The following is a 23,562-nucleotide window of genomic DNA, read 5'->3' on the forward strand; positions in this document are numbered from 1 at the left end:
TTTAAAATTTCATGTTTCTTTCAATGCAATTGTAATCTTTCTCAATCTTCTGTTTCGATTAGCTTCCATCATCAAATGATTGCAATAACGGGTTCTCTTCCATATGGGATACGAAATAAATTTTGCGTGCAAGTGGTGGTTCAATAGAAATCGCATGCACATTCCCTTGCTTTACCGCTTGCTTTACTGACATTTCTGGAAGTAACGTAATACCAAGTCCAGCCCCGACCATCGCAAGCATCGGTTCTGCATAAGAAGTTTCAAATGCAATGATTGGTTTCGTACCTATCCCCTGAAACATATTCGTAATCATTTTCCTTACATCACAGATTTCTGGATATACGATTAACTTTTCATTTTGCAAATCTTCCATTCGGATCACTGTTTTCTCTTTATAAAGGTGATCATTTGAAACGACACAAACAATTTTTTCTTCTCGCATTTCTTTTATACACGTAGCGCCTTCTACTACTGAATCGACGAACATCGCTTCAATCTTCCGTTCTTTAAAGAGTCCCATTAGTACTTTCGTATGCTCAATTTTCCATTCTACTTCGAGTTCTTCACCTAATACATCTTTACATTTTGATATGTAATGAGCTGCTAAACTTGGCAATATACCTATAGAAATTTTCCGCTTCTCTTGAAAAGTCTTCATTTCGGTTTTCACTTCATATATGTGTTTCAAAATCGGTAACATTCTTGTTATAAATAACTCTCCAGCTTCTGTTAATTCCACTCCTTGCGCGGAACGCTTCAGTAAAGTAACCTCTAAATCCGCTTCTAATCTTTGAATTTGCTTACTAAGCGCGGGTTGAGAAATATGTAAAAGCTTACTCGCCTTCGATAAACTTCGCGTATTCTTTACTTCAAGAAACGATCGTACTGCCTCCAAATCCATCGTACACACCTCTAACAAAAAGTTATAACTGTCATAAAAAATCGATATTTCCTTCTATAAACAATTACTCTTTATACTTATTTCATCAACTTACTATAACGAAATATAAAGGGGAATGAAACTCTTGAACAAAAAACAAATGCTACTCGGATCCCTCCTATGCTTACTTGCCGTAACGGCTTGGGGATTTATGTTTCCTGTCATGGCAAATGCCCTGCAGTTTATTGATCCGTTCTTCTTCACAACTATCCGATACGGATCAGCAGCTATAATTTTTCTTATTTTGTTATCCATTACTGAAGGAAAAACTTCACTCCGCTTAGAAAAAAGAACACTTTCGTTATTCTTTTACGGAACGGTCGGCTTCGCTGGATACGGTTTTCTCGTTTTTTACGGTTAACAACTTGCCGGACCTTCTGGAGCCATCCATGCCGCAATGATTCAGTCTCTTATGCCACTCATCGCTTTATTATTGCAGTGGATAACAAAAAATAAACGCCCACAAAACTACACATTCCTTTGTATGTTCGTTGCATTGCTCGGTGTGATGCTTGTCATTTCAAAAGGAAATATTCACTTATTATTTGGAGCTGCCAGTCACCTCTCAACAAATATACTTATGCTATGCGGCGTTACTTGCTGGGTCATTTATACGAACGGCGGTGCTCGTTTTCAATCTTGGTCACCACTCAGGTATACGACGTTAACTTGTCTATTCGGCTCAATTTCACTCATCGTTATCGTCACTTTCTTCACTTACACAAACGTTGTTACTGTACCTTCACTACGTACAATTATGAACGTTCGTTTTGAACTCTTGTATATGTCGATTATTGCAGGCGTTATCGCTGTATTTTGCTGGAACACAGGAAATCGCTATATTTCATCTATTAACGGCATATTATTTATGAATTTAGTTCCTATACTTGCACTTATCGGTTCCATCTTTCGAGGTTATACAGTCGACAAAATTGAAATTTCCGGAGCCTCTTTAACAATTATCGCGCTATTATGCAACAATGTATGGCAAAGAAAAGAAAGCACAAAAATCCCCACCTCAGTTCGTTAGGTGGGGATTTTTCACATATGAACAGCTCTTGGCCATTCCTGATACATATTCGTTATACATAATGTTTGTTCCATCCATTGTTCAATTTCCTTCGTGTACATTTCTATGAAAAATGTCTCAGACGGAAAAGAATGCAGCACTTCTGATATATATTGCGGATATAAAAACGGCATATTCATCATGCCTTTTAATTGCGTCATAAACATTGTAAAAGATACCTTCTTAAACTCTCGTTTCATTTGTCCTTGCTTTATGATTTGCTCTATATAATATCTTTCTTTAGAAAAGTAAATGGTCATCACTTCGCGAATTAATGTCGTATCCAGTGAAAGCTCTCGGTAGAAGAAACGTGTCAGTTCCCTATTTTCAAATTGATATCGTAAAATCCCGCGCACCATTTGCACCATCACATCTTTAGCCGACAAATACTCTCTCTGTTCAAAGGACGTTTCAATCACATGAATATACCCTTCTAAAAAATCCGTAATAAGCTGCTCTAATAGGCCTTGCTTTCCAGCAAAATAATATGAAATATTCGCTACATTCACATCCGCTCGTTTTGCAATGTCTCGCACCGACGTTCCATCATAACCTTTCGTGTTAAACAACGATATTGCCGCATCAATTACTTTTTGTTTCGTCTGTTTCATGCGCTCACTTCCTCTCACTGAACAGCTATAGTGTAAATTTCTTGACTTTCAAGACAAATTCCTTTAATTTTCTATCGACAAAGTCATGTGAAATACATCGTATTTTGCTAATATTTTACACATCTCGATAAAAAAGGGGCTGTTTCCATGTTTACAAAAGAAAGTTATGCAGGTTCTCGCGTGCAGCAATACGAGACCGTAATTAAACAACTGGATGCATTATTAACCGGCGAATCAAACGTAGTCGCAAACCTATCAAATGCGTCCGCATTATTAAACCAATTTTTAGATCGTGTGAATTGGGTTGGCTTTTATGTAACAGAAGGAAATCAGCTTGTTCTTGGACCATTCCAAGGAATGCCTGCTTGCGTGCGCATTCCATTTGGACGAGGCGTTTGCGGCGTTGCAGCTGAAACAAAAACAACGCAGCTTGTAGCAGACGTTCACCAATTCCCAGGACATATCGCTTGCGATAGTGCTTCGAATTCAGAAATCGTTGTACCGATTGTGAAAGAAGAAACTGTCATTGGTGTACTTGATATTGATAGCCCTGAAAAAAATCGTTTTGATGAAGTAGATCAGCGCTATTTAGAAAAGTTTGTGGAAACACTTTTAAAACATATTTAAAAAAGAAAAGAGCGAGTTATCGATTGCGTACATCACGTACGAAACCGATAGCTCACTCTTTTTTATTGATTCACAGTAGATATTTTCTTTAACGCCTGCTCTAAATCAGACACGATATCTTCCCATGATTCTAAACCGACAGATAAACGTATTAAATTATCATAAATGCCCATTTCTTGTCTTAGCTCAGCTGGAATCGCAGCGTGCGTCATCGTTGCAGGATGCTGAATTAACGTTTCTGTATCCCCTAAACTTACGGCAATTGTAATAAAGTGAAGGTCATTGATAAACGCTTGCGTCTCTTCTTTTCCGCCTTTTACTGAAAAAGAAATCACACCGCCGCCTCGTTTCATTTGGCGAGATGCTAACTCCCCTTCAGGATACCAAACACCTTCTATCGCATCATGATTTTTCAGGAACGATACAATTTTTTCGGCATTATCACAATGGCGGTCCATTCTTACCGCTAACGTCTTTAATCCGCGTAACAATAACCACGCATCAAACGGCGCCATAATACCGCCAATATCTTTTCGCATCGGGCGAATTTTTTCAGCTAACGCTTTCGTTTTACAAATCGTTACACCCGCCACTACATCGCCATGACCGCCAATATATTTTGTCGCACTATGCACAACTACGTCACAACCAAGCTCAAGCGGTCTTTGTAAATAAGGTGAACAAAACGTATTATCAACAACGACAAGTAAGCCATTTCGCTTCGCAACCCGAATCACTTGTTTTAAATCAATTAATTTCATCGTTGGATTAATCGGTGTTTCAACAAAAATAACCTTTGTATTTGGTCGGATTTTATTTTCGACATCATCCTCTGTCTCCATATCACAAAACGAATGCGTAATCATGAACTTCTCTTCTAATACTTCTAAAAAACCGTACGTGCACCCATATAATCCATTTGAACAAATAATATGATCTCCAGCTTTTAGAAAACCAATTAACGTTGCTGAAATAGCTGCCATACCGGATCCGAAAGCAAGAGCTTCTTCTCCTCCTTCTAACACCGCCATACGTTCTTCAAATAATTTTACGGTTGGATTTCCAAGTCTTGAGTAAATATAAGACGGATCCACTCCCGCAAAACTCGCCTCCCCTTGCTGCGCAGTCTCAAATGTAAATGTAGACGTTTGAAATAACGGTGGTGTCAAACTTCCTTTATGTTCCTCAGAAGTATAACCGTGATGAATTAACGCTGTCTCCATACGCTTCTTTTTCATAAAAACATCCCCTTTTATGTTTTTATTACTGCATATTCATCAAAAAAATTAATGAACATTTTTTACTACATTTTATGTAAGCGTTTTATTTGTGTTTCTATCACTTCTTTTATATCGTTTTAAATTCCTTCTTGTTCATTTCCAAAATTTATATGCATAAAACAAAAACGTACTTGCTTGACGAAACTCTGGGTAAAAGATATAATAGCGTTTGTGTAAAATAAAAAGGCAGCCTTGTAATGTGAGTTTATCGTTTGTATTTTGTTCCTCTACGGAGGTGTATCTCGTAACTCCCTGCTGCTGGAGCGAAGGTACATGAAAACAAAATGCCCGTAAATATCGATTACGTCTGTTTTTATTTTACGTAAATAAAAACATTTTTAAAGGAGGAGTCAACTATGGCTCGTTATACAGGTCCAGCTTGGAAACTGTCTCGTCGTCTTGGAATCTCTCTAAGCGGCACAGGAAAAGAATTAGAAAAACGCCCTTACGCACCAGGTCCTCACGGTCCTAACCAACGTAAGAAACTTTCAGAATACGGTTTACAATTACAAGAGAAACAAAAACTTCGTCACATGTACGGCATGACTGAGCGTCAATTCCGTCGCACATTTGACCAAGCAGGTAAAATGCCTGGTAAGCACGGCGAAAACTTCATGATCCTTCTTGAAGCTCGTCTTGACAACTTAGTTTACCGTATGGGCTTAGCTCGCACTCGTCGCGCAGCTCGCCAATTAGTAAACCACGGCCACATCACAGTTGATGGATCTCGCGTAGATATCCCATCTTACCGTGTAAAACCTGGTCAAACAATCAGCGTTCGCGAAAAATCTAACAGCCTTGTTGTTGTTAAAGAAGCGATCGAAGTTAACAACTTCGTACCAGAATACTTAACTTTCGATGCTGATAAATTAGAAGCTACTTACACTCGTCACGCTGAGCGTTCTGAGTTAGCAGCTGAAATCAACGAAGCATTAATCGTAGAGTTCTACTCTCGTTAATGACAAAAAGCCAATCCTGTGGATTGGCTTTTTTCAATTCCCCCATTATTTTTATATCCTACATAACATAAAAATCCCAATACCCTATACTCCCATCTAAAACAAAAAGAATAACCTCCCTGTTTCCATAAAGAACTCTGTTATATTATGAATTTTCACGGAATAACAATAATATTAAAGATTTTTAAACTTTATAACGAGGAGACATTGATATGGAATTCAGAAATGACATAAACAAAATAGCTAACCAAATTTTAGAACGAACAGAGTACATAACTAATGAAGAAATGACCAAGCAATCATTAATTATTCCTTTTCTTCAAAAACTAGGTTATGACGTTTTTAATCCTTTAGAAGTTAGACCTGAGTATGTTGCAGACTTCGGAACTAAGAAGGGAGAAAAAGTCGATTATGCGGTTTTTAAAAATGGGGTTCCAATTATTTTAATCGAGGCAAAATCTGTAACAGAAAATCTCCTTAAACACGATGCGCAACTATCTAGATATTTCAATGCCTTACCTGATGTCAAAGTAGGGGTACTAACTAATGGTGTAGAATACAAGTTTTATACTGATTTAACAAATGACAATGTGATGGATGAAAAACCTTTCTTCACATTCAGCATGGATAATTTAACTAATTTAGATATTGAAACGATTGAAACTTTTACAAAAGAAAATTTTGAAGCTGAAGAAATCGTAAAATATGCTGAAGAGCTTATTTATATGACCAATTTAAACTCTACAATTAAAGAACTATTTAAAAATCCTTCAGATGACTTCCTTCGTTTTCTAATTAGAGACTTTAGCTCAACTAGAATTACAAATAACGTTTTAGAGCGATTCCGACCAATCGTTAAAAAAGCAATTAATCGAACACTATTAGAAATAATCAGTGATGGTTTAACACCAAAAGAAACAAAAACATCGGAGAAAATAGAAACAAGCCTAGTTGCAGCTGCTTCTACCGAAATAATTGAAGACATTAACAAAGAAGACAAAACAGATAGAGTTTTCACTACAGAAAATGAACTAACCGCATTTAACATTGTTAAAGAGATTTTAACTGAGCATCAAAGAGATATCAGTAACCTCAAATATAAAGATACCATTAGTTATTTTTGTATCATGAATCGTGTAATCACAAAATGGTTTATACGTCTCTTCCTTGATGGCGATGCAAAATCCTTAGTTGTAAGACTCGATTTAGAAGCTACGAAACAGCTATGCCCTAATTTTGTGGTTGAACAAGCCCCAAAATCACAGGGAGTGAGTAGAATTTTTATTGATAACGTTAATGACTTAAAAGATCTGGAAGCACTTATTACTTCGTGCTATGATCAAATTTTAGCTAATGTTTAAAAGAGAAAAATGTACGCTTTTTTTCCAACAACCTGACAAAAAGCCAATCCAATGGATTGGCTTTTGAAGTTTATATATAAAATAAAGTTATTTATTTTCCTCTTTTTGAACATATACATAAGCATCTTTCTGCTCTTTATGTATATCAACCTTCGAATTCTCTGCAAGCTGACCCGCGTTTAGCAAAGAAAAAATAATGAGCGCTTCTAGTGACATTTTGTTTTACCACTCCTTTCTAGTTGTTATACATTTATCATACCGCTTACATGTGATTTCCGTATGAACTCGAAAAGGAGATTACAACAAAAAGGTTACAAGAATACGAATGCACGCTATAATAACCATAAAATAGGAGGTTGATTCATTTTGACAATAAATCAAATGGTTCAATTAGGTAGTGCATGTATGTTCTTTATTACTTCCGCACTTATTAATTGGTATCAGGGGAGTAATTTAATAGATGATCCTGATGAATGGAAATATAGCGCTAAGTTTACGAATTACTTTAAAGGCACCGTTTCAAATTACGAAGATATTTATCAAATCGATTTCTTTATATATGCGGCAAAATTTTATCCAACAGCATTTGTTGTTATGCTCATTAGCTTACTTTATCTGCTCATATTAATTCTTCATATTCTATTTACAAGAACTCGTAAGGCAATCTAAATTTATACATAAAAACCCCGAATCATAAACTTTTCAGCCTACAATCCGGGGTACTATTTGTTTTATATTCGTTTCTAATTAGTAACGAATTAAGAAATATTTCTTTTTACCGCGGCGAATGATTGTGAATTTACCTTCGATACGGTCGTTTTCTGTTACAACGTAGTCTAATGCTTGTGTACGCTCACCGTTTACGTAGATTGCGCCGTTCGTTACATCTTCACGTGCTTGACGTTTTGATGGAGAGATTTTGCTTTCTACAAGTAAGTCGATTAATACTGTATCTTCTGCAGTACGTTCTACAGATGGTACATCTTTGAATCCTTGCTCGATTTCGCTTGCAGTCAGTTCTGCTACAGAACCACTGAATAATGCAGCTGAAATTTTAATTGCTTGTTCTAATGCTTCTTCGCCGTGAACAAGTTTAGTCATTTCAGAACCTAATGCTTTTTGTGCTGCACGTTTTTCTGGTGCTTCAGCTACTTGCTTTTCAAGCTCAAGAATTTCTTCATGAGATAAGAATGTGAAGTATTTTAAGTATTTAACAACGTCGCGGTCATCTGTGTTAATCCAGAATTGGTAGAACTCGTAAGGAGTTGTTTTCTCTGGGTCTAACCAAATCGCGCCGCCTTCTGTTTTACCAAACTTCGTACCGTCAGATTTCGTAACTAGTGGAATTGTTAAACCGAATGCTTTCGCATCTTCTTCTGATTTACGGATTAATTCCAGACCAGCTGTAATGTTACCCCATTGGTCACTACCACCGATTTGCAAGCGGCAATTATGGTTTTGGTATAAGTTTAAGAAGTCGTATGATTGTAAAATCATATAACTAAACTCAGTGAATGAAATACCAGTATCTAAACGAGATGCTACTGTATCTTTTGCTAACATATAGTTTAAACCGAAGTTTTTACCGATATCGCGTAAGAATGAAATGACATCTAAGTTACCAAGCCAATCATAGTTATTAGCCATTGTTGCTGGGTTGTCCACGTTTTCGAACTCTAAGAAGTTTGAAAGTTGGTTTTTAATGCTTTCTGTGTAGTAAGCAACTGTATCTTTCGTATTTAATGTACGCTCTGCTTTTTTACCACTTGGGTCACCGATCATACCAGTACCACCGCCAACAAGTGCGATTGGTTGGTGACTAGCTAATTGGAAACGACGTAACATTAATACTGGTAACATATGACCGATGTGTAAGCTATCCGCTGTCGGATCGAAACCACAGTATAATTTAACGCTTTCTTTTTCTAATAATTGCTCAAGTCCCTCAGCATCTGTTTGCTGATTAATTAAACCGCGAAATTCAAGATCTTGTAAAATACCCATATCCTACATACTCTCCTTTAAGTTCATTACTGGCGTGAAGGTTGAAAACATAAAAAAATCGCCCCTTCAAATAAGGGACGATTTTGATTATCGCGTTACCACCCTAGTTGCAGGCCAAAAAAGCCTACCACCTTATTTATATAACGGCTTAGCACCGTCTTTTCCCTTTTGAATACAATTCAATCGAAAAAAGATGCTCTAGGGGCGTAATTCGCGATCATCTATGTGCTGATTTTCACCGACCATCAGCTCTCTAAAACAGGGAAATGATCACTACTTCTCCCTTTCCACGCTCAATTATTCATATACTTTTCTTTATACCATCATTTATATAGGCATGTCAAATAGAGGTCGGGTTTCTCTTCTTTCCAATCCTTTACAACGTCGCAAAGAGTATCGTAATAAGAGAAAGGATTGGAACCCCAACTAATAACGATACATGAAACACAACCGATAAATCATTTCCAATCGTCGCCTCCACAGGATCTTTCGCTGGAGAACCAAGAAATCCAATTAATCGGTCGAAGCGACTTACCGTTTTTGGAAAATCCGGTATTTCTACATGATCACTATCTAAATGTTGCTGTAATTTATATTCATTCTTAAAGGGATTTTCGCTCAATTTCATCCACCTCCAGCAATTGTTTCAATTTCTTTATCCCGTTATGGAGTCTCGACTTCACTGTTCCAATCGGAATATTTAATATCTCCGCAATCTCTTTTTGCTGCATATCATGATAATAAGAAAGAATAAGGACAGCCCGCTGCTCTTCCGGAACTTTCAAAATTGCCTCTCTTACTGTGAGCCGATCTTCGTGAGAAAATTCTTTTTCCTGAATCGGCACTAAAAACGGCAAAAGCGTACGCCACTTTTTTCTTCTATTTAATTTATTAATCATAAGGCGATAACCAATTTGGAATAAATACGTTTTTATTTTTCCTTTTTCAGGTTCATACATATGTTTCTTTCGCTCTAGCATCAAAAACGTATCTTGCACAAGGTCGATACTTAATTGTTCATCTCGGTTAAATCGATATAAAAATGTGTATAGCGCTGGTTTGATTAAAACATATAGTTTTTCTCCCGCCTGTTTATCTCCACTTTGATACGCAAGCATGAGCTCTTCCTCAATCCCAATCTGCGCCATGATTTTTGATCTCCTTTATTCCTTTTAACGTTAATGAAATGCGGGAAATTAAATAGCAACTTGCTACGATAATCCATACTTGGGATTGATTCGTAAAAAATTGAACATACGGGTTTTGTATTGTCTGTCCCGTTGAAACTAAAATATTTAATGCTTGCACACATATACATGCATACACTGCAAGACAAGCCGAAATCGTATCAAATACATTCCAGCGAAAATACACTTTTGTTTTTGTAAAATCAATTTTATATCCTTTTTTCCGTACTATATGTTTTCTATCAAACGGGATAATGATTGAAAACATAACAATCATCATAACCCCAGCTGTAATCATTGATACTTTAAATCCGATTGGCATCGGTAATAGCAAGCCACAAGAAAATACGACTATAATTCCAAGTAAAGCAAAAGTAAGAAGTAATTTATTAGACATAAAAAAGCCTCCCTCATCTATTCTTTCATAAATGTATACAGACGAGGAAGGCACTTCGTTCAAATATTATTTTATTTTTTTAATAATCTTTGCAGGATTTCCACCAACTACTACATTGTCCGGCACATCTTTCGTTACGACGGCGCCAGATGCGATTACCGCGTTGTCTCCAATTGTGACACCAGGATTAATAACCGCTCTTCCGCCAATCCATACGTTATCACCAATTGTAACTGGTTTTCCGTATTCTGATCCGCTTATGCGCTCTATCGGATCAAGCGGGTGTGTTGCCGTATAAATGTGAACACCTGGAGCTAACATACAGTTCACTCCGATTGTCACCGGGCATACATCTAAAATTGTACAGTCAAAGTTCGCGTAAAAATTTTCGCCAACGTGAATGTTATAGCCATAATCACATCTAAAAGAAGATTCAAGATGAATGTTATCTCCAGTCGTTCCGAATAATTCTTTTACGATTTCGCTACGCTCTTTTAATTGTACTTCTGGTGTTTCATTTAATTTTCTCGTTAGTATACGAGCTTGCTCCCTCTCTTGCACCAAAACAGGATCAGCTGGTATGTACATTTCCCCTTGTATCATCTTTTCTTTTTCTGTTTTCATTTCCTTCTCCCCTTTAACTCGTATGTATAAGTTTCGCTTTTATTTTACATCAACAAATATTTTTTTCAACCATAACCTTTTATGCAAGCCAGTCCTTTTTAAATAGCACATAATGGTTTTCCAAAAATATTTTATCGTATTTAGGAAATGAGCGTTTCACTTGTTTCTCTAATTTAAATCCTATTCTCTCCATAGACCTGCATGAATTTATATTATTATCCCAAGCCTGCGCATGAACTTCATCCACTTCTAAAGTTAAAAAGATATAATTATATATTAAATTTCTTGCTTCTCGATTGACACCTGCACGCCAAAATTTACGTGCAATCCGCTGAGCCTCTGAACTTACAATTAACTTTTTATTTTCATTCATCGTTGGCATAGAGATCCAATATGTCCCTATCATTTCCTTTGATTGTTTCATTATAATTGACCAAGCCATAATATCTTTCAAATCTTTATAAGTTTGTAACAGCTCTTTAATCTCATTACTATCTTTCGGGATTGTATTCCCTGTCCAATGATGCATATCAGGATCTTTCATTACCTCATACCACTCGGTGTAATCTTTTTCGGGTTCTATAGAACGTAAATACACTATATTTCCTTCTAAAATCGGTATCTTCATCTACCTTATCTCCTTTATTATTTACAAAAAAAGGCCTGAACGTTATTTCGTTCAGACCTTCCTCTCTTAATCTTCCATCGTTGATAAGTCACCTGTTGGTAAGTTTAACTCCCACGCTTTTAATACGCGGCGCATAATTTTACCACTTCTCGTTTTCGGTAATTTATCTCTAAATTCAATTTGTCTTGGCGCTGCATGAGCTGCTAGTCCTTTTTTTACAAATTGACGAATCTCTTCTTTTAATTCATCAGATGGTTCGTATCCTGCCCGAAGCGCGATAAATGCTTTAATGATTTCGCCGCGCACTGGATCAGGAATACCAATTACACCAGCCTCTGCAACAGCAGCATGCTCGATTAATTTACTTTCTACTTCAAACGGACCAACGCGCTCACCTGACGTCATAATTACATCATCAATACGCCCTTGGAACCAGAAGTATCCATCTTCATCCATATAAGCAGAATCACCTGATACATACCAGTCTCCCGGCATAAAGTAAGATTCATACTTTTGCTGGTTATTCCAGATTCCACGCATCATCGCTGGCCAACCTTTACCAATTGCTAAGTTACCCATTGTGTATGGAGGAACTTCATTTCCTTCATTATCAACAATCGCTGCTTTCACACCTGGAATTGGTTTACCCATTGAACCTGGACGGATTTCCATACAAGGGTAGTTACAAATAACTTGTCCACCTGTTTCTGTCATCCACCACGTATCATGAATACGAAGTCCAAATGCGTTCATACCCCAGCGAATTACTTCTGGATTTAACGGTTCACCAACGCTTAATACGTGACGAACTTGTGATAAATCATATTTTTTAATTGCGTCTTGTCCAGCTCCCATTAACATACGGAACGCTGTTGGCGCACTGTACCAAACTGTTACACCGTAATCTTGCAGCGCTTCATACCACGCTTCCGGACTAAAGCGGCCACCTAAAACAACATTTGATGCCCCAACTAACCACGGTGCGAAAATACCGTAAGCTGTTCCAGTTACCCAGCCTGGGTCAGCTGTACACCAATATACATCGTCTTCTTTTAAATCTAATACCCATTTCGCCGTTTGATGGTGCTGCACCATTGCATTTTGCGCATGAAGCACACCTTTTGGCTTACCAGTAGAACCAGACGTGTAATGTAGAATTAAACCGTCTTCACGGCCTAACCATTCAATATGTAATTCCTTTGAAGCTTGTTCAAATAAAGGATTAAACGATACCGTTTTGCCGCCTTCTTCTACATTATCTCCAACAAGGAAGACTGTTTTTAAGGCTGGTAAATCATTTAATGGTACACGCTCTAACAATTCAGGCGTTGTAATTAACACCTTTGCTTCGCTATCTTCTAAACGATCGCGAACTGCGCCTTCCATAAACGCTTCAAATAGTGGACCTACGATTGCCCCTAATTTCACTGCACCAAGAAGTGCGAAATATAATTCTGGAGAACGCGGCATAAAAATAAAAACGCGATCGCCTTTTTCTACATCGCCATAATTTTTCAGGACGTTTCCTGCTTTATTAGAAAAATCCTTCATTTCCTTAAATGTATACTTCTCTTTTCGCGATCCATCTTGATAATAAAGGGCTACTTTATTTTTACGATCGGATTTCGCATGCTTGTCAATTGCCTCATACGCCATATTTACTCGGCCTGTCTCATTCCAAGTAAAGTTTTTATTAACCTCTTCCCAGTTAAAATTCGCGTATGCCTCATCATAATTCGGCAAATTATTTTCTCCTTTAATGACAGGAAGCGTTTCTACTTTCATACTTTACATCCCCCTCCTATGTATTCTATTATCTATTATAATAACATTATTTAAAATTTTCAGTATATTTGTTGATTTTCAGACAAATTTTTAATGACAAATTTCGATTCACATCGCATATATTATAAAGTACGATATGAATAGATTCACAAACCCTCAAGGTGGTGAGCAATACATTGATTCATAAAAAAATATATAATGCTAGAAACTTAAAAACAGCGAAAGGCACTTTAATTATTGAAGGTCCTGTCTCTACACATAACTTAGAAATGTATGAATTTCATCCAGACTTAATTGCGTTTCGTCCTGCCGAGCAGCAATATAAAGCAATTGTCGAAATTTCTAAACTACCAGAAGCTCGTCTCATTATTGCTAGACATGACCAAACGATTGTTGGATATGTTACATACTTGTATCCTGATCCACTCGAACGATGGTCAGAAGGAAAGATAGAAAACTTAATTGAACTCGGGGCGATTGAAGTTGTCCCTGCCTTCCGCGGTTGCGCTGTCGGAAAGAACTTATTAGAAGTTTCAATGATGGACGACCATATGGAAGATTACATTATATTGACGACTGAATATTATTGGCACTGGGATTTAAAACAAACAGGCTTAAATGTTTGGGAGTACCGAAAAGTAATGGAAAAAATGATGAATGCTGGTGGCTTACAATGGATGGCTACAGATGATCCTGAAATTTGTTCGCACCCTGCTAACTGTTTAATGGTCCGCATCGGTAAACGCGTTGATACGGATTCTATTCAAGCATTTGATCGTCTACGTTTTCACAATCGTTTTATGTATTAATAAAGGGGGCAACTGGAATGATTGTAGAAGAAATTATGAATCAAGATGTGGTGACACTACACCCAAACGATACAATCGAAACAGCAATCCGAACGATACGCACGAAAGGCATTCGGCACATTCCAATTGTCGATCAAAATAATCATGTCGTAGGCATTATTTCTGATCGGGATGTAAGAGATGCAAGTCCGTCTATTTTAGATGAACAAGTTTCACTCGATATGCTGAAGCAACCACTTGAACTTATTATGAAACATCCTGTTATGACTTGCCATCCTCTCGATTTCGTTGAGGAAATTGCCACTTTATTTTTCGAAAATAAAATTGGCTGTCTTCCTGTTACAAAGGCTGGAAAGCTAGTTGGAATCATTTCTGAATCTACTGTGCTGCACACGTTAGTGAAATTAACAGGAGCACATCAACCGAGTTCACAAATTGAAATTCAAGTAAAAAACGAACCTGGTATTCTCGGAAAAGTCGTTGCTATTTTTAGTGAGTTACAAATCAATATCGTGAGCGTTCTCGTCTATCCAGCAAAAGATGAGAATGATAAAGTACTCGTTTTCCGCATTCAAACGATGAATCCGCTAAAAGTGATTGATGCACTTGAAGCAGAAGGCTACCGCGTATTATGGCCAAATATTATGGGGATGCAAGCATGAGTAGCGCGTTTATTTATTCGGATGACTTTCGGGGCTATTCGTTTAGCCCTGATCATCCTTTTAACCAACTGCGCGTCACACTTACGTATGATTTATTACAAAAGGGTGGTTTCATCTCTCCTTCCCAAATCATCTCACCACGGATGGCTACAGATGAAGAGATCGCCTACGTTCATACAGAGGAGTACATAAATGCGGTAAAACGTGCTGGAGAAGGTAAGTTAGAAAAATCAATCGCGATGACATATGGACTCGGAACAGAAGATACACCGATGTTTCCAAATATGCACGAAGCAAGTGCATTACTCGTTGGCGGTACGTTAACAGCTGTCGATGCTGTTCTTTCCGGGAAAGTAAAACATGCACTTAATTTAGGTGGCGGCTTACATCACGGATTCCGCGGCAAGGCATCTGGCTTTTGTATTTATAACGATAGTTCTATCGCCATGAAATATATTCAGAAAAAATACGGTTTACGTGTTTTATATATTGATACAGATGCTCATCACGGTGATGGTGTACAGTGGTCTTTTTACGACGATCCTAACGTATGCACCATTTCACTACATGAAACTGGGCGTTATTTATTCCCTGGAACTGGTGCTGTAAATGAACGCGGACAAGGAAATGGCTACAGTTATTCTTTTAACGTTCCACTCGATGCTTTTACAGAAGACGAATCGTTTTTAGATTCATATCGAACTGTCGTAAAAGAAGTTGCCGCCTACTTTAAACCGGATATTATTTTAACGCAAAATGGCGCTGACGCACATTATTACGACCCACTTACACACCTTTGCGCAACGATGAATCTTTATCGTGAAATACCGAAGCTCGCTCGCGAAATCGCTAACGAATATTGCGAAGGCCGCTGGATTGCTGTCGGTGGTGGTGGCTATGACCACTGGCGCGTCGTCCCAAGAGCTTGGGCACTCATTTGGCTCGAAATGAACAACATCCAAAACATCTCAGGTTATCTCCCTACAGAATGGATTGACGCTTGGAAAGGACAAGCCGAAACAGAACTTCCCCTCACATGGGAAGACCCAAACAACATGTATAAACCTATCCCCCGCAAACCAGAAATTGAAGAAAAGAATGCATTAACTGTAGCGAAATCTCTTGAAATAATTCGGAATAATATGACAAAATCTTTATACTAAACGAAAAGGAGGCTCGTTTTTGAATAGCCTCCTTTTATTTATAGCTTGCTAGTATTGTCGTTTTCTGTCGGTAAGTCGATATATTTTGATAATCGCTGATATATTTCGAGTTGCGCCGATATATCTTAAGATTCGCTGATATATTTTATTTCACAATTAATCGGTCCAATTTTTATGAGAAAAGGTGTGATATTATGTGGAAGCAACAAATGGTCCCTACAAAACGTGGCACATTTGAACTCTTTACAAAAGGAAATGGCGAACCACTTTGCATTACACATCACTATTCACAATTTAATGAAACTGGTGATTACTTTGCGGATGTTTTCACTGCTACGCATCGTGTATTTCTTATTAATTTACGAGACGCTGGTAAATCCGCAAAAGCCAATTCAGAAAACGAATTAAGTATGGTTGAAACGGTTCACGACTTAGACGCAATACGAGAAGCATTACAACTCCCAACATGGCATTTCGCTGGTCATTCAACAGGTGGTATGCTCGGACTTTTATATGCGATTACATATCCAAATTCCTTACAATCATTAGTCGTCGTTGGAGCCGCAGCAAGTAACTATACCGAAACACCATTGTGCATTTATCACCCATCACATCCACAGTTTCATTATATGCAACAGCTCATCGAAAACTTAAAAACCCCTCTCCTTACAAGTGAAGAACGGAAAGAGCTATCTACTAAGAGAACAAAATTATCATTGTATAAACCAGAAAACTACAACTCTTATTTTTGTAAACCAATCCAAAAAACGATGTCTACTAGCCGGATGAACGCTTTCGCCAATGAATATCCGTCATTTGATTTAAGAGAATCTTTACCTTCCATCCAAACAAAGACTCTCATTATATGCGGAAGACATGATGTACAGTGCCCGATTCAATATTCTATTGAGATGCATAAGGGTATACGTAATTCTATCTTCGTTCCATTTGAGAACAGCAACCATTATCCTTTTTTAGAAGAAGCTGCTCAGTTTACTTCTACTACTCAAACATTTTATAAATCGTTCCTCTATTATTAAGGAAAGCTCGCAGTTTCTATAAGACTATGAGCCTTTTTCAAAAGAAATATTTCACACTAAAAACAACAAGCAGAACAAAAAAATCATTAAACCTACATCAATGAATATCGACTTTTTATCTCCTTCTTTTATACTCATCATAAAATTAGAAATTATTTTAATTCCAAAAAAGACCATCATAAACAACCCACCAAAATGATCATTCGTAGAATCTTCATCATAAAACATTTGTATTGAACCAATAATTAATAAGATAAGTATGATATTGGTTCCAATCTTTAAAGCCTTGGTTGATTTATTATCTTTTCATGTATCTCCCAAAATGTAGCACGCCCTCTCATGCTCTCTTATGTTTTATCTCTCTTTATATTTTAACATAAATTACCTTTTCCCCTTTTAGTCCAGATTACAATAAAAAACCTGCCAATCACTCGGCAGGTACATTACACGTTAAAGCGATAACCAGCTCCCCACACTGTTTCAATATATTGCGGGTGAGCAGGATCTCTTTCAACTTTTTCACGTAGCTTTCTAATGTGAACAACGACAGTAGCTAAATCGCCAGCTGAGTCTAGTCCCCAAATACGTTCAAATAACTGTTCTTTATTTAATACTTGGTTTGGATGCGTTACAAAGAATGTTAATAAATCAAATTCCTTTGTTGTGAACGCGATTTCTTCATTGTTTATAAAAACTTTTCTCGCTCGCTGATCAATAGAAATTCCATGAATGTATAACGTATCGCGTTGCTTACTCACATTTCCTGATAATCTTTCATAACGAGAAATATGCGCTTTTACCCTTGCGACTAATTCACTTGGACTAAATGGTTTCGTTATATAATCATCCGCCCCTAAACCGAGTCCGCGAATTTTATCTATATCTTCCTTCTTTGCTGAAACAAGTAAAATTGGAATGTCTTTTATAGCACGTATTTGTTTACAAATTTCAAATCCATTCATCTTCGGAAGCATAATGTCTAAAATAATTAAATCATAATCTTCCTGCAAAGCCATTTGTAAACCTGTCTCTCCGGAATGCTCTACATCGACTTGAAAATCACTAATTTCTAAATAATCTCGCTGTAATTCTGCAATACTTATTTCATCTTCTACTAGTAAAATTCTCTTCATTCTACTCACCACATTCCTGTACTTTTTTCAATGAGAAGAAAATACTTGTACCTTCCCCAAGCTTACTTTCCGCCCAAATTCCCCCGCCATGTTCTTCAACAATTTGCTTTGCTATCGCTAAGCCAAGTCCACTTCCACCTGTACTAGAATTTCGCGATTGCTCTGCACGATAAAACCGCTCAAATATATACGGCAGCGTATCAACTTCTATACCTGATCCATTGTCCATTACTTTCACAACAACAGTATTATTATCACTCAATACTGTTACTGTAATTTTCTTCTCTTCTTTATCCATGTATTTCACACTATTATGAACTAAATTTGATATCACTCTATTTATCTTTTCGCAATCGGCCGTTACATATAGTGGTGATGAATGTAATTGCAAGTGAACTTCTATACCTTCCTCACTTAAATCCATCTGCATCTCTTCTAATAATTCCTGCATAAATATGTTTAATTCTATCGTTTCAAACTGAAAGGGAACTCGATTCAAATCGAGCTTCGAGAACAAAAAAAGCTCATCAATGAGTGTATCCATATGTTTTGCCTTCGTATGGATCGTTGTTAAATACTTATCCATTTTTTCTGGCGTATTTGCGACCCCATCTTTTATGCCTTCTACATATCCGATAATAGATGTAATCGGTGTTTTTAAATCATGAGATATGTTTGAAATGAGCTCTTTTCGATTTTCTTCATACTGTGTTTGCATCTCAATCGATTCTTTTAACTTCTTCCTCATTTCCTCAAACCCTTGATTTAATTGCCCGATCTCATCATGAGATGTAACTGGAATTTGAAAATCTAAATCCCCTTCTTTAATTCTACCAGTCGCATCTTTCAATACAAAAATTGGTTTTATCACACTTCTTGAGACGAAATAACTTACTAATCCAATGAGTAATATCGCTAGCAGTAAAAGCGCTACGAATAAAATCGGAAATAACTTTTGTGTAAGATCGACAAATGAACTTTGCCTTTTTAGTACAAATATACTCCCTTCTTCATCTCCGGGAAAATAAAAATCAAATTTTACATATCGATAAAATGTATCACCTAGTTCTGTTGTACCACGACTATTAATATTTGCTGATTCAAATTTCGGAAGAGCTTCTTTTAACGATATACTTTCAAATATTTTTGTAGCATAAGAAATGGTTTCACCCTTTCTGACAACTATTTTCACACCTTCTTTTTCAAGTGATGAAACGAACGATTCATCTAATAGTTGTGATTGATTTTTCTTTGCCGCTAATTTCAATTCAATATACGTATTCTCTTCTTCTGGCGTAAGCGGCTTTTGAATATACGAACTTTTATAGAAATTTTTCACTGATTCCAAGTCTCCTGTTATGGAAAAAACAATTAAAAATCCCGCGACTAATATGAGCGTGATGGAAACGAGAATAACAGCGATATACGAGAATAAAAATCTTGTTTTAATAGACATATGTTACATCCTCACTTTAACAAACCTTGTTACTCATAAGCATAAAAATATATGTTCAAATACTCAAGCGATTTTATAGTAATTTTAGCGTCAGTTTATAAAAATTTAATGTTCTTATTTTACAGTTGAAATGAGGAGGTTGAAATTCCATGTTCAAAAAAACAGTAAGTATGATCTGTTGCGTAATTTTTTTTGCAAGGATGCTCGCAAGAACAAGAAGTTAAAAAGGAGATGACAAACATGGAGACAGCGCTACTAGCAGCTACTGAGAAACAAGAAACGAATACTATTATATCGTTACTCAAAAAAGGGGCTAACATAAATATTAAAGACAATAAAGGACGTACTCCTCTTATGATTGCTACATACAAAAATGATGTAAAAACCGCAAAAGCGCTTATTGAAGCTGGTGCTGATGTAAACATCCAAGATGATATAAAAAATAATCCTTTCCTATACGCCGGTGCTGAAGGTTACTTAGATATTTTAAAATTAACGATTGATGCTGGCGCAGATGCATCGCTTACGAATCGTTACGGCGGAACAGCTCTTATCCCTGCCTCAGAACATGGCTATATCGATGTTATTAAGGAACTCCTTACGCGAACAACTATTGATGTTAACCATGTAAATAATCTCGGATGGACTGCTTTAATGGAAGCCATCGTACTAAGTAACGGAAACGAAACACAACAACAAGTTATTCGCCTTCTTATTGAACACGGTGCAGATGTAAATATTCCAGACAACGATGGTGTTACCCCGCTAGAGCATGCGCGCGCTCATAACTTTGAAGAGATAGAGAAGATTTTGTTAGAAGGACGTAAGTAAAAAGCTAATTTTTGCCTTCCTCTCCCATCCTATGCTACATTTAAGCCGTTACATCAATATTAATAGGGTGGGAATAAACATGAACAAACCTAAAATTGGGATGATTGGACTTGGAAGTATTGCGCAAAAAGCCTACCTTCCAACACTTACAAAAGAAACAGATTGGAATTTTGTAGGGGCATTTACACCTAACGCTGAGAAAAGAAAACAAGTTTGTCAGCAATACCGCATGCAAGACTTTCATTCTATTGAAACGTTAGCTTCGGAATGCGATGCAATCTTCGTACATAGTTCAACTGCTACACATTATGAAATCGTTTCTGAACTTCTGAAAAAAGGAATCGACGTTTATGTTGATAAGCCGCTAGCAGCTACAGTGGAACAAGCTGAGCAACTAGTCGAGTTGAGCGAAAAGTATAACCGAAAGTTAATGGTCGGATTTAATCGCCGATTCGTTCCTATGTATGTTGCTGCAAAAGAGCAAGCTCATAATATTTCATGGATTCGAATTGAGAAGCACCGCACAAATAAAGTAGGACCATACACGTACGACTTTACTATGTTAGATGATTACTTACATATTGTAGATACTGCTCGCTGGTTAGCTAACGATGATCTTAACGTCGTTCATAATATGGTGCAAATGAATGAAAAGAATGAACTTCTTTACGGACATCACACATATACAACGCCAAGTGGACTGTTACTTTCTACCGCAATGCATCGCCATGCTGGTACAAATTTAGAACAAATTGAACTTGTAACGACAGGGAAAATCATTCGCGTAAAAAATATGAACACATTTGAAGTTGAGCAGGATAATACAGTTTCTCAAAGCGGTTCACCATCATGGGATACGACGTTGAAACAGCGTGGTTTTGAAGATGCTGTTCATCATTTTATTGAATGTGTACACGGAGATACAAAGCCTGTTGTAGATGGATTAGAAGCATTAAAAACGCAGAAACTATTGCAATCTCTACTGGACAATATAAACAAAAATTAAAACGGATACATTTTTCAGAATTTACTTTCATTCCCATTTCCTCTTTATTTCTCTCGTAAATTTCTATAGAATATGTTGATAGGAATTATAAATTTCATATTGAATCGTGGAAAGGATGGGATTAACACATGTGGAACGAGTTTAAAAAGTTCGCTTTAAAGGGAAATGTAATTGATCTAGCTGTCGGGGTTGTAATCGGTGCTGCATTCGGTAAAATCGTTAGTTCTTTAGTAAAAGATATCATTACACCATTAATCGGTTTATTAATGGGAGGAATCAACTTCACAGGATTAAAATTTACAGTAGGCGAGGCCTCTGTTAAATACGGTAACTTTATCCAAACGATAGTTGACTTCCTAATCGTTGCATTTGCAATCTTCGTTTTCGTTAAAGTCTTTAACAAAATGACTTTAAAAAGAGAAGCTGAAAACAAAGAAGAAAAAGCAACAAAAGAAGAAGTTCTTCTTAGCGAAATTCGTGACTTATTAAAACAACAAAATTCTTCTAAAGATAGAGCATAATTGAACGGATAAAAAGGCATGCCCCTCGGGACATGCCTTTTCTATATGCTATAACGTTTCCGAATTCATATGAATAAATAAAATAATACCAGCAACCATAAGTACCATTACACTACCTGCAAATAGTGTAATACCCATGAACATTAAGCTTGTGCTCATGTCCACCGATACACTTTCAATAAAAATAGAAATTACATACGTGATAAGGGCAATTCCTGCAAGAATACTTCCTGGAACAAATCGCTTTAAGCCATTTTGTTTTAACGTCATATATGCAAAAATAGCAGTCATACAAAGCGTAATTATCCAAAGAACGATCATCTCTTCTCCCCCCTCACAAGCCTTTTCTTTCTATTATACATGACATTGCCCTATAATAGCTAAATTTGCACTTATGTGACATATAACAAGGATTAATACTATTTTGTAGCGAAGTCACCGATAAACTATATACTAGGGAGGATTTCAATTGGAAGATGATATTGTAGGATACTTTAAACAAGTAGAGCGATTCGATTATATTACAATCGACTTAGACGAAAAGTTTTTTTATATCGAAGTTGTACAACTAGAAACAAATATAACTTTGCTAAAAATATCACTTAACTTAGACAAGGATGAAACTATTATTGCTGGCAATGTGAAACAATACGATCCTTCTAGGTTAGAACATTTCATACAAAGTTTTAAACGGACTGCACAAACATGCCTTGAACATAATTTACGAAGTCCTGAAGAACTTTTTGCATTTTGGAAAGGAAATGGATCGCTAGAAAAAAATGGGTATAATTCATATAATTTGATATAATTACCATATACAAATATTCTTTACAAGGGAGTGTTCATAATGATTTGGATTTCACTAATCGTATTAGCCTATTTCATCATTCTCGTCCCAATACAGTATAACTATATTAAGATGCTCAAGACAAAACAGAAAAAAATGAACATGTCACAAAATGAACTATATGACAACATGTCTTATGAAGAATCCCAAATACACTATCACTATCAAAGTAACGTATTTACAATACCTGCTTCGCTTGTCGCAAGTATTATTTATAGAGTGAAACATGCATCATAATATGTACGCTGTAAAATTGTTATTTGAATCTGTTCATTCTGGTGAGCCTGATCCTACGAAAATGGATGAGCATTATGAAGAAAATCACGATACACTTTTTGAAGAAAGTATTATTCTCGTTAAAGCAAACAGTTTAGAAGAAGCACACAAACTAGGTGAAAAAATCGCTATGCAATCTGAGGATACGTACGATAACATGTATGATGAGCAAGTGAAATGGACATTCCGAAAAGTGTTGCATGTGTTTGAATTAGACGATACACCATTTGAAACTGGAAAAGAATTATACGCAAGATTTTTACACGTTAAGAAAAATGAAACGGTAGATACAGTCGTACAAAAATACTATCCCGAATACGAATAAAAGCTCACAGCAATTGCTGTG

At 36.7% G+C, this 23,562-nt stretch carries 28 protein-coding genes, 2 pseudogenes and 1 other annotated feature; of the genes and pseudogenes, 15 read left to right on the top strand and 15 right to left on the bottom strand.

Going from position 1 to position 23,562, the window contains the following annotated elements:
• Positions 1–58 precede the first annotated feature (58 nt).
• Positions 59–901, bottom strand: a complete 843-nt coding sequence (locus PDL00_RS14080) for a LysR family transcriptional regulator (protein WP_270729637.1) — start codon at positions 899–901, stop codon at positions 59–61.
• Positions 902–1,025: 124 nt separating this feature from the next.
• Here PDL00_RS14080 and PDL00_RS14085 point away from each other — a divergent pair.
• Positions 1,026–1,970 (top strand): annotated as a pseudogene (locus tag PDL00_RS14085) (DMT family transporter).
• A gap of 11 nt (positions 1,971–1,981) precedes the next feature.
• Here PDL00_RS14085 and refZ read toward each other — a convergent pair.
• Complete coding sequence (gene refZ, locus PDL00_RS14090) at positions 1,982–2,620, bottom strand: forespore capture DNA-binding protein RefZ (RefSeq protein WP_061679867.1); 639 nt, start codon at positions 2,618–2,620, stop codon at positions 1,982–1,984.
• A 147-nt stretch (positions 2,621–2,767) separates the two neighbouring features.
• Between refZ and PDL00_RS14095 the strand changes: the two genes are divergently transcribed.
• Positions 2,768–3,247 carry a GAF domain-containing protein gene (locus tag PDL00_RS14095; RefSeq protein WP_048531757.1) on the top strand — a complete coding sequence of 160 codons (480 nt, stop codon included), beginning with the start codon at positions 2,768–2,770 and terminating at the stop codon, positions 3,245–3,247.
• A gap of 62 nt (positions 3,248–3,309) precedes the next feature.
• Here the strand turns inward: PDL00_RS14095 and megL are convergent, their stop codons facing one another.
• Positions 3,310–4,485, bottom strand: coding sequence for a methionine gamma-lyase (gene megL, locus PDL00_RS14100; protein ID WP_270729642.1), 1,176 nt, complete (start codon positions 4,483–4,485; stop codon positions 3,310–3,312).
• A gap of 398 nt (positions 4,486–4,883) precedes the next feature.
• On the opposite strand from megL, the gene rpsD reads away from it, so the two are divergent.
• Positions 4,884–5,486: a 30S ribosomal protein S4 gene (gene rpsD, locus PDL00_RS14105; RefSeq protein WP_000135322.1), complete on the top strand. Its 603-nt coding sequence runs from the start codon at positions 4,884–4,886 to the stop codon at positions 5,484–5,486.
• Between the two features lie 212 nt (positions 5,487–5,698).
• Positions 5,699–6,847, top strand: a complete 1,149-nt coding sequence (locus PDL00_RS14110; protein WP_000395711.1) for a type I restriction endonuclease — start codon at positions 5,699–5,701, stop codon at positions 6,845–6,847.
• A gap of 87 nt (positions 6,848–6,934) precedes the next feature.
• On the opposite strand, the gene PDL00_RS14115 is transcribed toward PDL00_RS14110, so the two are convergent.
• On the bottom strand, positions 6,935–7,063 hold the full coding sequence (locus PDL00_RS14115) for a hypothetical protein (RefSeq protein WP_000050940.1): 129 nt from the start codon (positions 7,061–7,063) through the stop codon (positions 6,935–6,937).
• Positions 7,064–7,213: 150 nt separating this feature from the next.
• On the opposite strand from PDL00_RS14115, the gene PDL00_RS14120 reads away from it, so the two are divergent.
• A complete protein-coding gene (locus tag PDL00_RS14120; RefSeq protein ID WP_063260697.1) occupies positions 7,214–7,516 on the top strand; it encodes a YjdJ family protein in 303 nt (100 codons plus the stop codon).
• 78 nt (positions 7,517–7,594) lie between these two features.
• On the opposite strand, the gene tyrS is transcribed toward PDL00_RS14120, so the two are convergent.
• The 7 genes from tyrS to acsA all read right to left on the bottom strand — a co-directional run bounded on the left by tyrS (position 7,595) and on the right by acsA (position 13,472).
• Positions 7,595–8,851: a tyrosine--tRNA ligase gene (gene tyrS / locus PDL00_RS14125; protein WP_270729646.1), complete on the bottom strand. Its 1,257-nt coding sequence runs from the start codon at positions 8,849–8,851 to the stop codon at positions 7,595–7,597.
• 70 nt (positions 8,852–8,921) lie between these two features.
• Positions 8,922–9,150, bottom strand: a binding site (T-box leader).
• Positions 9,151–9,227: 77 nt separating this feature from the next.
• Positions 9,228–9,473: a hypothetical protein gene (locus PDL00_RS14130; RefSeq protein WP_088048001.1), complete on the bottom strand. Its 246-nt coding sequence runs from the start codon at positions 9,471–9,473 to the stop codon at positions 9,228–9,230.
• A complete protein-coding gene (locus tag PDL00_RS14135) occupies positions 9,454–9,999 on the bottom strand; it encodes an RNA polymerase sigma factor (protein ID WP_097818395.1) in 546 nt (181 codons plus the stop codon). Before PDL00_RS14135 ends, PDL00_RS14130 begins: the two co-directional genes overlap by 20 nt.
• Positions 9,980–10,435: a hypothetical protein gene (locus PDL00_RS14140; RefSeq protein WP_000066455.1), complete on the bottom strand. Its 456-nt coding sequence runs from the start codon at positions 10,433–10,435 to the stop codon at positions 9,980–9,982. The genes PDL00_RS14135 and PDL00_RS14140 overlap by 20 nt, the downstream gene beginning before the upstream one ends.
• A gap of 66 nt (positions 10,436–10,501) precedes the next feature.
• Entirely contained in the window at positions 10,502–11,059 is a 558-nt protein-coding gene (locus tag PDL00_RS14145) for a maltose acetyltransferase domain-containing protein (RefSeq protein WP_098130571.1), read from the bottom strand.
• A gap of 79 nt (positions 11,060–11,138) precedes the next feature.
• A complete protein-coding gene (locus PDL00_RS14150) occupies positions 11,139–11,687 on the bottom strand; it encodes a GNAT family N-acetyltransferase (protein WP_270729654.1) in 549 nt (182 codons plus the stop codon).
• A gap of 66 nt (positions 11,688–11,753) precedes the next feature.
• Positions 11,754–13,472 (bottom strand): acetate--CoA ligase, encoded by a 1,719-nt coding sequence (gene acsA, locus PDL00_RS14155; protein ID WP_270729656.1) that lies wholly within the window; start codon positions 13,470–13,472, stop codon positions 11,754–11,756.
• 176 nt (positions 13,473–13,648) lie between these two features.
• Here acsA and acuA point away from each other — a divergent pair, with 176 nt between their 5' ends.
• From acuA to PDL00_RS14175, 4 genes are all read left to right on the top strand, one after another.
• Entirely contained in the window at positions 13,649–14,281 is a 633-nt protein-coding gene (acuA, locus tag PDL00_RS14160; RefSeq protein ID WP_061680131.1) for an acetoin utilization protein acetyltransferase AcuA, read from the top strand.
• A gap of 17 nt (positions 14,282–14,298) precedes the next feature.
• Positions 14,299–14,943: an acetoin utilization AcuB family protein gene (locus PDL00_RS14165; RefSeq protein WP_000634568.1), complete on the top strand. Its 645-nt coding sequence runs from the start codon at positions 14,299–14,301 to the stop codon at positions 14,941–14,943.
• Complete coding sequence (gene acuC / locus PDL00_RS14170) at positions 14,940–16,106, top strand: acetoin utilization protein AcuC (protein WP_270729660.1); 1,167 nt, start codon at positions 14,940–14,942, stop codon at positions 16,104–16,106. Before PDL00_RS14165 ends, acuC begins: the two co-directional genes overlap by 4 nt.
• A 194-nt stretch (positions 16,107–16,300) precedes the next feature.
• On the top strand, positions 16,301–17,146 hold the full coding sequence (locus tag PDL00_RS14175) for an alpha/beta fold hydrolase (protein WP_270729661.1): 846 nt from the start codon (positions 16,301–16,303) through the stop codon (positions 17,144–17,146).
• A gap of 51 nt (positions 17,147–17,197) precedes the next feature.
• Here the strand turns inward: PDL00_RS14175 and PDL00_RS14180 are convergent, their stop codons facing one another.
• The 3 genes from PDL00_RS14180 to PDL00_RS14190 all read right to left on the bottom strand — a co-directional run bounded on the left by PDL00_RS14180 (position 17,198) and on the right by PDL00_RS14190 (position 19,735).
• Positions 17,198–17,422, bottom strand: a complete 225-nt coding sequence (locus PDL00_RS14180; protein ID WP_242250908.1) for a hypothetical protein — start codon at positions 17,420–17,422, stop codon at positions 17,198–17,200.
• 167 nt (positions 17,423–17,589) lie between these two features.
• A complete protein-coding gene (locus PDL00_RS14185) occupies positions 17,590–18,279 on the bottom strand; it encodes a response regulator transcription factor (RefSeq protein ID WP_242250903.1) in 690 nt (229 codons plus the stop codon).
• A 1-nt stretch (position 18,280) separates the two neighbouring features.
• Complete coding sequence (locus PDL00_RS14190; RefSeq protein ID WP_270729664.1) at positions 18,281–19,735, bottom strand: sensor histidine kinase; 1,455 nt, start codon at positions 19,733–19,735, stop codon at positions 18,281–18,283.
• A gap of 149 nt (positions 19,736–19,884) precedes the next feature.
• On the opposite strand from PDL00_RS14190, the pseudogene PDL00_RS14195 reads away from it, so the two are divergent.
• The 3 genes and pseudogenes from PDL00_RS14195 (at position 19,885) to mscL (ending at position 22,093) form a co-directional block, all read left to right on the top strand.
• Positions 19,885–20,566: pseudogene (locus tag PDL00_RS14195) on the top strand (ankyrin repeat domain-containing protein).
• A gap of 79 nt (positions 20,567–20,645) precedes the next feature.
• Positions 20,646–21,572, top strand: a complete 927-nt coding sequence (locus PDL00_RS14200; protein WP_242250906.1) for a Gfo/Idh/MocA family protein — start codon at positions 20,646–20,648, stop codon at positions 21,570–21,572.
• Between the two features lie 128 nt (positions 21,573–21,700).
• Entirely contained in the window at positions 21,701–22,093 is a 393-nt protein-coding gene (gene mscL / locus PDL00_RS14205) for a large conductance mechanosensitive channel protein MscL (RefSeq protein WP_270729667.1), read from the top strand.
• Positions 22,094–22,141: 48 nt separating this feature from the next.
• Here the strand turns inward: mscL and PDL00_RS14210 are convergent, their stop codons facing one another.
• On the bottom strand, positions 22,142–22,414 hold the full coding sequence (locus tag PDL00_RS14210; RefSeq protein ID WP_061680140.1) for a DUF3917 domain-containing protein: 273 nt from the start codon (positions 22,412–22,414) through the stop codon (positions 22,142–22,144).
• A 148-nt stretch (positions 22,415–22,562) separates the two neighbouring features.
• On the opposite strand from PDL00_RS14210, the gene dhp61 reads away from it, so the two are divergent.
• From dhp61 to PDL00_RS14225, 3 genes are read left to right on the top strand one after another with little or no spacing between them, the layout of a single operon-like run.
• Positions 22,563–22,901, top strand: coding sequence for a protein Dhp61 (gene dhp61 / locus PDL00_RS14215; protein ID WP_270729669.1), 339 nt, complete (start codon positions 22,563–22,565; stop codon positions 22,899–22,901).
• Positions 22,902–22,940: 39 nt separating this feature from the next.
• Complete coding sequence (locus PDL00_RS14220) at positions 22,941–23,177, top strand: DUF3949 domain-containing protein (protein ID WP_270729671.1); 237 nt, start codon at positions 22,941–22,943, stop codon at positions 23,175–23,177.
• A gap of 1 nt (position 23,178) precedes the next feature.
• Complete coding sequence (locus tag PDL00_RS14225; protein ID WP_242257234.1) at positions 23,179–23,541, top strand: DUF4288 domain-containing protein; 363 nt, start codon at positions 23,179–23,181, stop codon at positions 23,539–23,541.
• Positions 23,542–23,562: the final 21 nt, after the last annotated feature.

Source organism: Bacillus cereus group sp. TH152-1LC (assembly GCF_027710505.1).
In the GTDB taxonomy this organism is placed as follows: Bacteria; Bacillota; Bacilli; order Bacillales; family Bacillaceae_G; genus Bacillus_A; species Bacillus_A mobilis.

What these genes read in the sequence shown, in the direction of transcription:
- PDL00_RS14210 (WP_061680140.1), bottom strand. Translation starts at nt 22,414, where the DNA reads ATGATCGTTCTTTGGATAATTACGCTTTGTATGACTGCTATTTTTGCA.
- PDL00_RS14225 (WP_242257234.1), top strand. Translation starts at nt 23,179, where the DNA reads ATGTACGCTGTAAAATTGTTATTTGAATCTGTTCATTCTGGTGAGCCT.
- rpsD (WP_000135322.1), top strand. Translation starts at nt 4,884, where the DNA reads ATGGCTCGTTATACAGGTCCAGCTTGGAAACTGTCTCGTCGTCTTGGA.
- PDL00_RS14190 (WP_270729664.1), bottom strand. Translation starts at nt 19,735, where the DNA reads ATGTCTATTAAAACAAGATTTTTATTCTCGTATATCGCTGTTATTCTC.
- tyrS (WP_270729646.1), bottom strand. Translation starts at nt 8,851, where the DNA reads ATGGGTATTTTACAAGATCTTGAATTTCGCGGTTTAATTAATCAGCAA.
- PDL00_RS14165 (WP_000634568.1), top strand. Translation starts at nt 14,299, where the DNA reads ATGATTGTAGAAGAAATTATGAATCAAGATGTGGTGACACTACACCCA.
- PDL00_RS14095 (WP_048531757.1), top strand. Translation starts at nt 2,768, where the DNA reads ATGTTTACAAAAGAAAGTTATGCAGGTTCTCGCGTGCAGCAATACGAG.
- PDL00_RS14135 (WP_097818395.1), bottom strand. Translation starts at nt 9,999, where the DNA reads ATGGCGCAGATTGGGATTGAGGAAGAGCTCATGCTTGCGTATCAAAGT.
- acuC (WP_270729660.1), top strand. Translation starts at nt 14,940, where the DNA reads ATGAGTAGCGCGTTTATTTATTCGGATGACTTTCGGGGCTATTCGTTT.
- acsA (WP_270729656.1), bottom strand. Translation starts at nt 13,472, where the DNA reads ATGAAAGTAGAAACGCTTCCTGTCATTAAAGGAGAAAATAATTTGCCG.
- PDL00_RS14140 (WP_000066455.1), bottom strand. Translation starts at nt 10,435, where the DNA reads ATGTCTAATAAATTACTTCTTACTTTTGCTTTACTTGGAATTATAGTC.
- refZ (WP_061679867.1), bottom strand. Translation starts at nt 2,620, where the DNA reads ATGAAACAGACGAAACAAAAAGTAATTGATGCGGCAATATCGTTGTTT.
- PDL00_RS14200 (WP_242250906.1), top strand. Translation starts at nt 20,646, where the DNA reads ATGAACAAACCTAAAATTGGGATGATTGGACTTGGAAGTATTGCGCAA.
- PDL00_RS14110 (WP_000395711.1), top strand. Translation starts at nt 5,699, where the DNA reads ATGGAATTCAGAAATGACATAAACAAAATAGCTAACCAAATTTTAGAA.
- PDL00_RS14220 (WP_270729671.1), top strand. Translation starts at nt 22,941, where the DNA reads ATGATTTGGATTTCACTAATCGTATTAGCCTATTTCATCATTCTCGTC.
- PDL00_RS14080 (WP_270729637.1), bottom strand. Translation starts at nt 901, where the DNA reads ATGGATTTGGAGGCAGTACGATCGTTTCTTGAAGTAAAGAATACGCGA.
- PDL00_RS14185 (WP_242250903.1), bottom strand. Translation starts at nt 18,279, where the DNA reads ATGAAGAGAATTTTACTAGTAGAAGATGAAATAAGTATTGCAGAATTA.
- PDL00_RS14150 (WP_270729654.1), bottom strand. Translation starts at nt 11,687, where the DNA reads ATGAAGATACCGATTTTAGAAGGAAATATAGTGTATTTACGTTCTATA.
- PDL00_RS14145 (WP_098130571.1), bottom strand. Translation starts at nt 11,059, where the DNA reads ATGAAAACAGAAAAAGAAAAGATGATACAAGGGGAAATGTACATACCA.
- megL (WP_270729642.1), bottom strand. Translation starts at nt 4,485, where the DNA reads ATGAAAAAGAAGCGTATGGAGACAGCGTTAATTCATCACGGTTATACT.
- PDL00_RS14175 (WP_270729661.1), top strand. Translation starts at nt 16,301, where the DNA reads ATGTGGAAGCAACAAATGGTCCCTACAAAACGTGGCACATTTGAACTC.
- mscL (WP_270729667.1), top strand. Translation starts at nt 21,701, where the DNA reads ATGTGGAACGAGTTTAAAAAGTTCGCTTTAAAGGGAAATGTAATTGAT.
- PDL00_RS14115 (WP_000050940.1), bottom strand. Translation starts at nt 7,063, where the DNA reads ATGTCACTAGAAGCGCTCATTATTTTTTCTTTGCTAAACGCGGGTCAG.